This is a genomic window from Neobacillus piezotolerans, from assembly GCF_003362805.1.
In the GTDB taxonomy this organism is placed as follows: Bacteria; Bacillota; Bacilli; order Bacillales; family Cytobacillaceae; genus Bacillus_D; species Bacillus_D piezotolerans.
The window spans coordinates 319,207-331,233 of the sequence record NZ_QNQT01000003.1 but is presented as its reverse complement, the minus strand read 5'-3'; the positions used below and the strand labels follow the sequence as shown (position 1 = coordinate 331,233).

General features: G+C 42.4%; 7 protein-coding genes. 5 read left to right on the top strand and 2 right to left on the bottom strand.

Annotation, left to right across the window (positions count from 1 at the left end):
* Window positions 1-20 precede the first annotated feature (20 nt).
* Entirely contained in the window at window positions 21-338 is a 318-nt protein-coding gene (locus tag DRW41_RS10515) for a hypothetical protein (protein WP_115451937.1), read from the bottom strand.
* A 636-nt stretch (window positions 339-974) separates the two neighbouring features.
* Here DRW41_RS10515 and DRW41_RS10510 point away from each other — a divergent pair.
* The 3 genes from DRW41_RS10510 to DRW41_RS10495 all read left to right on the top strand — a co-directional run bounded on the left by DRW41_RS10510 (window position 975) and on the right by DRW41_RS10495 (window position 7,283).
* A complete protein-coding gene (locus DRW41_RS10510; protein WP_115451936.1) occupies window positions 975-4,727 on the top strand; it encodes a PDDEXK-like endonuclease domain-containing protein in 3,753 nt (1,250 codons plus the stop codon).
* Between the two features lie 838 nt (window positions 4,728-5,565).
* The gene (locus DRW41_RS10500) at window positions 5,566-5,991 is read left to right on the top strand and encodes a GNAT family N-acetyltransferase (protein ID WP_115451934.1); all 426 of its coding nucleotides are present in this window, start codon (window positions 5,566-5,568) and stop codon (window positions 5,989-5,991) included.
* 83 nt (window positions 5,992-6,074) lie between these two features.
* Entirely contained in the window at window positions 6,075-7,283 is a 1,209-nt protein-coding gene (locus tag DRW41_RS10495) for a CAP domain-containing protein (protein WP_115451933.1), read from the top strand.
* A gap of 485 nt (window positions 7,284-7,768) precedes the next feature.
* On the opposite strand, the gene DRW41_RS10490 is transcribed toward DRW41_RS10495, so the two are convergent.
* Window positions 7,769-8,665 (bottom strand): glycerophosphodiester phosphodiesterase, encoded by an 897-nt coding sequence (locus DRW41_RS10490; RefSeq protein WP_115452066.1) that lies wholly within the window; start codon window positions 8,663-8,665, stop codon window positions 7,769-7,771.
* Window positions 8,666-9,520: 855 nt separating this feature from the next.
* Here DRW41_RS10490 and DRW41_RS10485 point away from each other — a divergent pair.
* Together DRW41_RS10485 and DRW41_RS10480 are read left to right on the top strand one after the other, a co-directional pair.
* Window positions 9,521-11,221, top strand: a complete 1,701-nt coding sequence (locus DRW41_RS10485) for a sensor histidine kinase (RefSeq protein WP_115451932.1) — start codon at window positions 9,521-9,523, stop codon at window positions 11,219-11,221.
* Window positions 11,184-11,936 (top strand): response regulator transcription factor, encoded by a 753-nt coding sequence (locus tag DRW41_RS10480; RefSeq protein ID WP_115451931.1) that lies wholly within the window; start codon window positions 11,184-11,186, stop codon window positions 11,934-11,936. The genes DRW41_RS10485 and DRW41_RS10480 overlap by 38 nt, the downstream gene beginning before the upstream one ends.
* The last annotated feature ends 91 nt before the right edge of the window (window positions 11,937-12,027 follow it).

Here is a 12,027-nt window from a genome sequence, read left to right as displayed (position 1 = left end):
GCAGGGCCTTCCTCTTTTATCTAGATAACAAACGTCCCAGCCACTAACGTACTGAACAGCAAACCTATAATTGTGGCAAACATGGCACAGGCCATAAGAATTGCACCGTGCGTCCTGTTATAGTCAAAAAAGGTATTTGCCCCAATGTACAAGGCCATCCCGCCGAAAATGATTGGCAGGTACACCACCGCAAGTGCAGCAAAGATCCACCCCATCACTACATACATTAGCCCCTTTTTTTCCACTGGTTTTTCCTTAACCACAAACGCAGCCTGCCCGCAGTGTTGGCATACATTCGCTTCCATCCCCATCTTCCCTTCATTATAGATTTGTTTCATGGTTTCCACTATCCAGATGTTAATAACTATATGAATATAACAATTTGTATATTTTTATTATATTATAATTTTCAGAAAAAAGACACACAATAGACACAAAAAGTTCAAAAAGTAGTAAGTTTTTGGGGTTGAAAGATTAACGCCCCCGTCAGAACTGCTTTTCGCGGTTCTGACGGGGGCGTTTTGGGGTGCACGGTGGACGGATTGTATTGGAAGTCTGCTGTGGGAATGGGGCTTAGTGTATGGGGAAATTTCCCTTAAAATCTCTTTAATGGCTTTCATTCGTTCTTTTAATAGAAGGAATATGGACAATGCCCATTAGAAATACACTCAATCATACTCAGGAACCCACGTTGTTCTTCCTTTATGGTGTGTGGGAAGCCATACGAACATGGGGACGGTTTTCCACAAAAGCAGTCTTAAAATTAGCAAAGCCCTGGACAGCAATTCACTTTTGATGTCCAGGGCTTTTTATTCTGCAGGAATACATCCTCTGCAGAACCAATATATTTATACAACGTAATGGTAAATTTCCAATTTTTGATATAATGAAGGATGTATAACAACATCGAATATTGTAGGAATGTGCGATATTATGAAGAGATAAATGACCATAACGAAAGAGGACCTAAAGCAATGAAAGAAAACTTAATCCACATGAGGGACAAATTGAATGACATCAGCCGCCGCAATCGGTCGATCCGGCTTTTAAAGCTATATAACAAATGGAGCTTTGATTTGGCTGAGTTGGATAAGGTGGCAAATGGCCCTGATTGCCAATCCATTGTAGAGAAGATCATTAAGCAGTCAAAGAGTGATATTACGATATTGAAACCCACCCTCGACGATGAGCACTCTATGGCTCTATCGAAGGGTCTAACAGATTTGGCGAGGAACATGAAGGGGATTGAGGAAGAGACGGGTGTCCATGACTTTTACCTTGGCTTCCCTTTTCTTTCGGGAACTTTAATAGATGGAACGTTTTTTCAAGCACCTTTATTTCTTTATCCACTGCGTATTGAGAAGAGCAATGTTGGTTCGCAGAAATGGCTGTTAAAGGTGGAAGAAGGTGGTCCTCAGATTAACCGGACCTTGTTCCTGGCGTTTAGAAAATTGAATAATACCTCTTATTCGGAAGAGTTTTTTGAAAAAGCCGCTGAAATGGCAAAGAATTTTGATTATGATGCCTGGCTGTCATTTTTACAGGAAAATGAAATGAAAGTTTCGTTTACAAAGACAGGGATCACAAGGCTTATACAATATAAAACGAATGAAGTTCCGGAAGTAGCGAATATGACAATGCTGGAAAATGCCGTTATCGGTAATTTTCCTCAAGGGAGTTCTTCTCTTGTGAAAGATTATGATGAGCTTATCTCGCTTTCGGAAGAAGACAGCCGCCTCGGTTTGGTGGGTACGTTGATTTCTCAACTTGATTCTGAAAGTGGAGAAGAACTTGAAGATGAGGAAGTAGGGGAAGAGTCCAATCAGCCTGTCGAGATTCTTAATCTTCTTCAGGCAGACGGCTCACAGGAAGAGATTATTAAGGAAGCACGTTATAAGAAGGGAATAGTTGTGCATGGCCCTCCTGGAACAGGGAAGTCACAGGTTATCGTCAACCTGATTACAGATGGATTGAACAGAGGGAAGAAGATTCTTGTTGTCTGCCAGAAGCGTGCTGCACTTGATGTCGTTTATCAAAGGTTGGATGGCCTTGGCTTAAGTAATAATGTCGCGCTTATCCATGATGAGAAAAATGACCGGAAGCGGCTTTATGCTAAGGTTGCTACTGTTCTTGAGCACAATATGATCTCTTACCAGGAAGCAGTTCAGTTCCTGGCTTCTGTTTCAAAGAAGCTTGCAGCCCATGAGGACCTGCTGAATAAAATTGCAAAGGCGTTATATGAGTATCAAAATTTTGGCTTCAGGCTCTATGATTTATATGGCCGTGCGAAACCGGTAGAGGAAACTAGCCAGATTATTGATTTATTTGCGGTGCTATCGAATTTAAATCGGGATAACCTGGATGATATTGCGGGGAAGGTCTACACCTATGCGGAATGGTACGAACGCTTCGGCTATGAGGAGTATCATTTGAAGCCTCGAAAATCATTTGCTTCTTTTAGCATCAAAGACAAGCTCGAAGCTGTTGAACTGCTAGAGAAGGCTATTCAAAAAGCAAAGCAATCTGCAGAATACCTGGAGTCCTTGGACTATAAAAAGATTACGCCGGCCTATACGTGGTTAGTCGAAAATAAACTCGAGAAAATTTATCCTGACCTTGAAGATGGAAACAAGAAGACACTTCAAGGACTCAGGCTCTGGTGGTGGACTTCTTTTTCCGGAAAGTCGATCATTGAAGAGTTGCTCGAAGGGGAGAAGTTTAAGGGGACCAACTCGACTGAGTGGTTGAAAATTAAACAGTCCCTCATCACGATGCATCAGCTTGGAAAAGTAACGAAAGAAATGGCGGATGAGATTGAGAAGCTCAAGAGATATTTCAATGATGATGTGGTAGACAAATTCAAGAAGCGGATCTCTGAAGGGGATATTCCTTTAAAAGACTTGGATAAAATGCTTGAGTATGTCCACAGGGACTTTGAGGACCTTCAGCAAATGGATAGTTATTGGAACGCACTTTCTGAAGTGGAGAAAAACATCATTGAAAAATTGCAGGCCAAAAAAGGGACGGGGGCTGACCTGCCGGAACTTTGGAAAGACCTGTTCATCAACTCTGCGTTCGTCCAATGGATTGAGCAGACAGAGAGGAAGCATCCTGAGGTGCAAAAGATTTCTACAAATGAATTCAACAGGATTCGTACCGCATTTGCACAGCTCATTGAGGAAAAGCGGAAGGTTGCTACTCAGTACCTGATCCATTCATTAACGAAGAATGTGGATGCTGCTCAACGCCAATTTCCTAAGAACTTGAAAGAGCTCAAACATCAGGTGGGGAAGAAGAGGCAGATTTGGCCAGTTAGAAGGGTGGTAAACAATTTTGCCAGCAACGGTCTCGTTGACATCCTGCCTGTATGGCTTGCATCACCGGAAATCGTTTCTTCAATTTTTCCGCTTCAAGAGGGCTTGTTTGACCTGGTAATCTTTGACGAGGCCTCACAGTGTACGGTTGAAAGCGGGATTCCATCCGTTTACCGCGCCAAACAGCTGATTGTTGCGGGAGATGAAAAACAGCTGCCTCCGTTTACCATGTTCCAGTCTTCGATTGTGAACGATGACGAGGATGAGGAGGGAGAGTATGAAACGGATGAATCTGTGAGCCTGCTGAACCTGGCGAAAAGGCGATTCCCGGAGAAAATTCTTCAATGGCATTACCGTTCTCTATATGAGGAGCTGATTAATTTCTCCAACCATGCTTTTTATAATGGTTATGTGCAGATTGCTCCGAACGTCATTCCGTTCAAGAATCCTCCTGCCTTGCAGTGGAAAATGGCCGATGGAAGATGGATCAATCAGTGTAATGAAGTTGAGGCGGAAGAAGTCGTTCGTACCTTGAAGGACATTTTGATCAAGCAGCCTGGGAAGACGGTTGGAATCATCACCTTCAACGCCAAGCAGCAGACAAAGATTTTGGATTTGATCGAAAAACGCGCTGCGGAAGACGAAGAGTTCAACGCGGTCTATAGCCAAAAAATGTCCCGCGACCTGGATGAGCGTGTCTTTGTAAAGAACATCGAGAATGTCCAGGGGGACGAACGGGATATCATCCTGTTTTCCATCGCCTATGCGAAAAATGAAGAAGGCAAAGTCTACAACCGATTTGGTATGCTCAACAAAAAAGGCGGGGAAAACTACCTCAACGTTGCCATCACCCGCGCTAAAGAGGGCATTGTTGTCGTATCAAGCGTCGAGCCGGAAGAACTCAACGTTGCCAACGCATCCCATGTCGGTCCAAAGCTGTTGAAGTCCTATCTGAAATATGTAAAAGCCATCTCAACCCAGCAGCGCGACCAGATTAGCGCCGTGATTCAAGAGATTAACGAAAACGTAAACACCCATGTTCAGAAACTGGATTTGCATTTCGACTCTCCGTTTGAGGAGCAAGTGTATAAACAGTTGCGAAACCTCGGATATGAAGTAGCAACTCAAGTCGGGATGTCCGGGTACCGCATCGATATGGCCATTGTCCATCCAAACGATTCCTCCAGATATATTCTGGGAGTCGAATGCGACGGAGCCATGTACCACAGTTCCGCCAATGCAAAGGAACGGGACATCTACCGGCAGAGATTCCTCGAAAACCGCGGCTGGACGATCGAAAGGATCTGGAGCCGCAACTGGTGGAAGAATCCTTCCGTGGAGATAGAGAGAATTGATCAGAGGGTGAAGGAGCTGCTGAAGAAGGAGCGGGATTTGGAGAAGGTTGTTAATTAATAGTATTGTGTGGCGGTCTGGACTTTGTTCAGGCCGTTATTATGTGTAATTTTATCAAGTAGTAGGTGAGTCGAATCCCTTTTTTCGGCTTTATAGCGGTAGTTATGTAATTTCTGTCGAACCCAACAGGGTCTTATAGCGGCGATAACCGTGTGTTTATCACCATTTTTTTATGCAGGTTAATATAACAATTGGATGGTTAAACTCAATTTATGCCCTAAAAGCATTCTTGCTTTTAGGGTATTTTTCTTGAATTTAAAATGTAAGCTTCTGTAAATATAGGGATTTAGATATAATGGAATATATTAGTGTATAAAGGAAAATGTATGAAAGAAGGTAAATTATGCAAATTGATTTTAGTCCTTTAAAGCCTTTTATGAATGATTTGCTTCTGAATCTTTTTCTGGTATTGTTTCCTCCTTTTGTCCTTGCTCTTTTCTTAAAATTACTACTAATAAAAATGAGAGTACCGAGAAGGGCTTCGGGATCAATTGCTAGTCTTGCAATGCTATATGGAATCTATAAAATGTTTATGTTTGTAACTTGGTAATGGATTTTTTGTGAAAAAAGTAGAATGGCGCCCCCTTTTAAGCTGCAGCTGCGGTTTAAGGGGGGCGTTTTCTCTTTTAGTTTTGCTTGTTCGGCGTGTGGCGTGTAGAAGGATGGCAAATGGCGGGTATTTTCTGTCTGGCTGTGAAAGCGTAGGCATGGTGTATGGGCCAATTTTTCCCCAAAGAATAATGTTGTAAATTGTACTTATATGCAGAATTATCCACTTTCTGTATAATGTGATTAGTTCGTATTAGAAAAATATTACAATCGATTTAGGGGGAGAAATATGGAAGGTATTACGATTAAAGATGGATTGAAAAATATGGATTTTGAAAAGGTTACTGAAATGCTTTCAAATGCATTTTGGTGTAAGGGAATAAAAGTTGACGAAGTAATAAAAGGTGCTGAGAATTCGGCATTGGTTGTTGGGGTTTTTATTGACACTAATCAGATAGGTTATGCAAGGGTGATTTCTGATAAAACAAGATTTGCCTATATTCTTGATGTGTATGTTGATGAAAGCTTTAGAAGAAAAGGACTTGGCCAAAAAATGATCCAATATATACTTGGTCATGAAGAATTAACGGACGTATATCAATGGCTATTAATTACGAAGGATGCTCATGGGGTTTATAGTAAAGTTGGTTTTGATCCTGTTTCACGTCCTTTGGATTGGATGGAGATAAGAAAGGACAGACCAAAACGCATATAGAAACCAGATACATATTTTACTTATTTCATATATGAAGCATATTTTTTATATAAAAAGATAAAGCATTAGGGGGAACTATTGGAATGAAATTGAAGAAGTGTGTGGCGATTGCGCTGGCTCTAACGACGGCTTTAGGGGTATCGAACTTCACGCCGGCTATTTCGCAACCAAACAAAGTTGAAGCGGCGGAGAACGCATTTACCAAAGACCAAATTGATAGTTTAAACTATCTAAACAGTATCCGCAGAGCGATGGGGATTCCGGAGGTAAAACTCAACCCATTGCTTAACAAAGCCTCGGCCAATCATGCGAATTACCTGAAGCTGAATCATGAATCCGGGCATAGAGAGGAAGCAGGAAAACCGGGGTACACTGGCAGCGGATTGCTGGAAAGAATGCTGGCAGCTGGAATGACCGATAATGTTAGTTTAGGAGAAGTGATTGCATACTCTCCAAGGGGTGTAAAAGTTAACATTGATCAGCTAGTGAATACCGCGTACCACAGAAGTATTATTTTGAGTCCGGATATAAAGGAGATCGGTCTTTCGTACAATGGTTCTTCGTATGTGTTAAATACCGCGGGTTACACGTTTGAAGATGACTATTACGCTTCTGAGGCTAGTGTTTATCCATATGACGGACAAAAAGATGTTGAGATCGGTTTCTACGGTTTCGAAAACCCGAACCCTATCGCGCCGTTTGGTGTAGCCAAAACGGGATACATTATTTCTTACTACACTCCGGGCAAACAGTGGGCGGAAGGCATGACCCTTACACTTAAAGATCCTAAAGGCACGATTCTCCCTGTATTCCAGGAAACAAATGCGGTTGGCGACTCCTACTTCTTCCCGAAACAGGAGTTGAAGTATAACACTACATACACTGCAACAGTATCCTACTTTGATGGCAATGCGGAGGAAAACCGCAGCAAAACCTGGTCTTTCACCACGAAAGCAGACCCTTATCCTGCTTCGCCGCCACCAGCCAAGACAACACCTAAGGCGCCTATCTGTCCGAAGCCGCCTGTGAAGGTCATGTGGAAGGGGCTAGAGTTGAAGAAAGGCCAGTTAGGATTAGCAACCATTAAAAGCGACACAACCTTATATAAACTTAAGGATAATAAGCTAATTTTTTCCCGCATCCTTAAAAAAGGGGATGTGTACCGGATTTACGCCTTTAAAGGAACCAAGTTACTCGGGTTGGGTGGCGGCTACTATGTTGACCGTGACAGCCGGGTAACCTACGAGACTCCTTCCAAAGAGAAGATTGCTTTGGCGAATTGTAATAAATAAACAAGTGGTTCAGCTAAGGAAAAAAATGAATGCTGTAGGAGGGGCGGGAAATAATATTCTCGCTCCTTTTTAGTATGGGATTTAGTATTTTCTACTTTTTTAAAAAGTAAATTTAGTATTGTTTGGATTTGGGAGAGGCCATACGCAGAAGAGATTCATTAAATTGGGGGGGAGGCGGCTTGGGGGCCGCCTCTGTTTGACCAAATTACCATTGAAGAAAAGAATTGGTGTTTGTCCGAACAAAGATCATAGCCCCGACAAAAATTTTAATTAATGCCGAAACCAGAGCGTGTATTGATCAGAAAACGCCGTCTGCAATTATTAGTATAGGCTTTAATTATTAAGCTTGTTTTAACAGATTATGAAATTTCGTAGTAAAAAGATTAATTAATTATGAAAACAGTGTAGGTCCTATGGCAACATTCATATATGGCTTTTTCCAAAAGCATCCGAAAGCCGGACCCATTTGCTGCGTGTGAACAGGCTTATTTTGAGTTGCGCTTTTGCAGGACTTCCTGGAGGCGATCCGGGAAGTTGGTGAACATGCCTGTTACGCCCCAATCAAGCAGTTTTTCCATATCAGCAGTTTCGTTGACTGTATATGGATGAATCAGAAGGCCGCTATCACGGACTTTTTGTACATAGGCTTCATCGATTGCGCCATAATTCATGCCAAGCCCGATGCTATAAGATTTGTACTCTTCCAGTTCTTCATCGGTCAAAGTCGCAGGCTGATCGTACCAGAGCAGTTGGACCAATGGGATGGTTGGATCCATTTCGTGGACGATTTTCAGGCTGTCCGCGCTGAACGATTGAACGATGACTTTGCTGGAAGGTACATTTTTCCCTGTCAAGTTATACTCGTTCAGGATTTCCACAAGTTTTTCTTCCATGCCAGGGTACACTTCAGGAGATTTTGTTTCGATGTAATAGCGGGCACCGGTACCGAATGTTTCAATGACTTCCTGCAATGTCGGAACTTTAAGGCCCGCGTACTCAGGCTTTGCATACTCCGGATATTTCTCATTGAACCAGGAACCTGCATCAAGCTGTTTGATTTCCGCAAGCGTAAAGTCTTTTACATTGCCGGTTCCGTTGGTTGTGCGGTCCAGCGTTTCATCATGCATGGCAATCAGTTCGCCATCTTTTGTCATTTGGAGATCGATTTCTATGTAGTCACCTTTCATTTGCTGGCCAAGCCCGTAAGCAGGAATCGTATGCTCAGGAGCATAACCGGATGCACCGCGATGCGCAACATTCATGATTTTGTTCGGATTCAGAGAAGGCTCAATCGTTTCCGCCGCCTGTACCTGGCTGACTGCCCCAGCCCCAATACCGATGAATGCTGCCGACATCATCACATTTCTGAACAAATTTTTCATCAACATTTAAAATCCCTCCATTCATTAGTCTACTAGAGTTTAATAAACGTAAATGAATAGAGTGTGAAGCGCGAATAACAATGTAGTTACAATATTGTAAATAGTGAATATGATGTTTTTTGCATTGATGTGGATTCATATGGTTGAGTTTGGCTAGCCGGCAAAATTGGCAATTCTACTAATTCGTAGGCGGATATCTGACAACCAAGGGTGATAATCTGGGTTTGGTTGTCAGAATAAGAGCGGATATCTGACAACCAAGGGCGATAATCTGGGTTTGGTTGTCAGAAAAGAGTGGATATCTGACAAGCGGGGGCGAAAATCCGGGGAGAGTTGTCAAAATAAGAGGGGGTATCTGGCAAGCAAGGGCAAAAATCCGGTTTGGTTGTCAGAATAAGAGTGGATATCTGACAACCCAGGGAGAAAATCTGGGTTTGGTTGTCAGAATAAGAGGGGATATCTGACAACCAAGGGAGAAAATCCGGTATGGCTGTCAGAATAAGAGCGGAGATCTGACAACCAAGGGTGAAAATCTGGGTTTGGGTGTCAGAATAAGAGTGGATATCTGACAACCAAGGGAGAAAACCCGGTATGGTTGTCAGAATAAGAGCGGATATCTGACAAGCAAGGACCAAAATCCGATTTGGTTGTCAGAATAATTGTCCTGAAGGGTTTTTTATCAAAATAAAAGGCAGCCGCCACGACTTGATTACACCAACGAACCTAATTGCCGCCATACGGCTATATTATCAAATCTATCCCTGATTCCTTTTTTAGCACCTTCCACAAGTATTTTCCCACTTTTCAAAAAAAGGTCAATCTAGTATTGTTTTGATAAGGGGACGGGTGAAGTCGATGCTTAATCTTAGTACGCAGAAGAGATTGTTTATCATGTTTTTGGTGGTTGCGTTGATTCCGTTGCTGACGCTGGGGATCATTTCGTATGATCAGTCTTCCAAAGTGGTGAATGGGAAGCTATCAAATTATAACCATTTTGCTGGCGAAAAGATTAAAACGCAGCTGGATCAAATATTGGAAGATATGTATTTTAGCGCAGCCGAAATTAAGCAGTATTTAATGGATGATACTTCTGTTAATTTACATAATGAGGTGCCTCGAACCTATGAGGACTTTAAAGAAGTGGATAATTTGCAGAGGCTTCTGCAGGCGCATAAAAAGTCGAACATCCGTGGCATCTATATCATTACTTCGTCCGGCTATTACTACGGTGATTACGATTTTTTAATGAAGGAATTTAAGATGCAGGATATTTGGAAAAGGACAATTAGGAGCGGCGACTCGGAAATAGGGATATATCAGCCGAACCATCTTAAAGACAATCAAGTCGATCATGTCCTTGGCTTAATTGTGCCATTGAAGTTTTCCTACGGCGTACTAAATAATAGCTATCTCTTAATCGAAACAGATATCGACGACTTGTATATCTTGATGGAGGTGCTGGAGAAGGATCTCCAATCCAGGATCACGATTCGAAATGAATTGGGCCAAGCACTCTATCACTCGAAAAGTGAGGAGGCGGACTTGGTCGACGATATTTTAACGAAGGAAAATACGAACATTAATAATTGGGAAGTTGAGATTCGCGTACCCCGCGACAAGTTCTATCAATCTTCACAAGTCATCTTGAAAATGGTTTCGATTGGCATTTTGATCGCATTTATCCTTGCCCTCATCCTTTCGTATGTTTTTTCAACTCAATTTTCGAAACGGATATTCAAACTGAAAATGGCTATTGATGAAGTAAGCAAGGGGATTTTCGACACAAAATTATTGGCGGACGGCCAGAAGGATGAAATCGGCAAACTTGGCGGCCATTTTAACCGGATGGTTGAGAAAATTAAGCAATTGATGGAAGAGGTTAGGGAGAAAGAAGCAACCAAGCGCGAGGCAGAAATGAAAGCGATTCATTATCAAATTAATCCGCATCTTCTTTTTAACACATTAAATACGATCCAATGGAAGGCCCGGATGGATGGGAATGTGGAAATTGGAAAGATGCTCATGCATCTGATTAAAGTGCTTGAAAAGAACTTGGATTCTACGATTGAGCTGATTCCGTTAAAAGAAGAGCTTCAGGCGCTTCAGCATTTCTTTGCCATTCAGGAGATGCGGTATGGGAAAAACTTCACCTTTACATTGAAAATGGATGAGCAGCTTGAAAAAGGGCTGATCCCAAGAATGACCCTGCAGCCGATGCTCGAAAATATTTTTTTCCATGCATTCGAGGATGGGGAGGGGACAATCAGCCTCGAGCTTTCAGAGACCCTTTCTTATTTCCGGCTCGTTTTAAAGGATAATGGAAAAGGGATTCCACAGGAAAAGCTGGAAGGGTTATTTACACGGCCGAATGAAAAAAAGCGCGGCGGGGTTGGCTTATATAATGTAAGGCAAAAGTTTTCTATTCATTATGGGACTGATTTTCATATCGACATGGATTCAGTGGCTGGCGAAGGAACCACGATAAAGATAACTTGGCCAAAAAGGTGGGTGGATCAGGATGAACAGGGCAGCAATAAAAGTGTTAATAGTCGATGATGATACGATTGTGCGACGGGGATTGAAGGCGACGGTCGATTGGGAACGGTTTGGGATGGCCGTGGTTGGCGATGCGCCGAATGGCAAACGGGGCTGGGAAGAATTTTTGCGCCACGAACCGGATGTGGTCATTACCGATATCGTCATGCCGGAGGAGAATGGACTGGAATTTTCACAAAAAGTAAAAGCCTTCAGGCCGCGGACGAAAATTCTGCTGCTCAGCTGCCATAAGGATTTTGAGTATGCCCAAGCAGGCTTAAAGCTGGGGGCATCGGGCTATTTATTGAAAACGGATTTTGATGACAAGGAACTTAACCAATTTCTGGCCGCTTTTCAAAATGAGCTTTCAGAAATCTCCTTAAAGGAAGAACCAGACTTTTCATGCCATCCAAAGGCCATTCAACAAGCGATCGAGTATATTGACACGAATATATCAGAACCGATGACCGTAGAGGACATTGCCGATTGCGTAGGAATGAGCAGAAGCCATTTAAGCACGTTATTTAAGAAAAAATTGGGCTGCAGCCTCCATTCTTTTATTGAAGATAAACGTCTTCAGCTAGCAAAACAGCTATTAAAGGGGACTAACGTGAATATTCAAGAGGTTGGGGAGCAAATTGGCATCCTGGACGCCAAATATTTCAGTAAATGGTTTAAAAGATGCACCGGCATCCCGCCATCTGATTTCCGAATCCAACAAAAAGACGACACCTAGCTAACAAAAAGACGATTTTCAAACGAAAATTGCACGAAAATTCAAACAAATAGAAGTGTTTAACCGCTTTCGTTAAAGATACAATGAAAGC

Bases quoted from the DNA above. Each gene is read 5' to 3' on its own strand.
- DRW41_RS10485 (WP_115451932.1), top strand. From the start codon at position 9,521: ATGCTTAATCTTAGTACGCAGAAGAGATTGTTTATCATGTTTTTGGTG.
- DRW41_RS10500 (WP_115451934.1), top strand. From the start codon at position 5,566: ATGGAAGGTATTACGATTAAAGATGGATTGAAAAATATGGATTTTGAA.
- DRW41_RS10490 (WP_115452066.1), bottom strand. From the start codon at position 8,665: ATGAAAAATTTGTTCAGAAATGTGATGATGTCGGCAGCATTCATCGGT.
- DRW41_RS10495 (WP_115451933.1), top strand. From the start codon at position 6,075: ATGAAATTGAAGAAGTGTGTGGCGATTGCGCTGGCTCTAACGACGGCT.
- DRW41_RS10515 (WP_115451937.1), bottom strand. From the start codon at position 338: ATGAAACAAATCTATAATGAAGGGAAGATGGGGATGGAAGCGAATGTA.
- DRW41_RS10510 (WP_115451936.1), top strand. From the start codon at position 975: ATGAAAGAAAACTTAATCCACATGAGGGACAAATTGAATGACATCAGC.
- DRW41_RS10480 (WP_115451931.1), top strand. From the start codon at position 11,184: ATGAACAGGGCAGCAATAAAAGTGTTAATAGTCGATGATGATACGATT.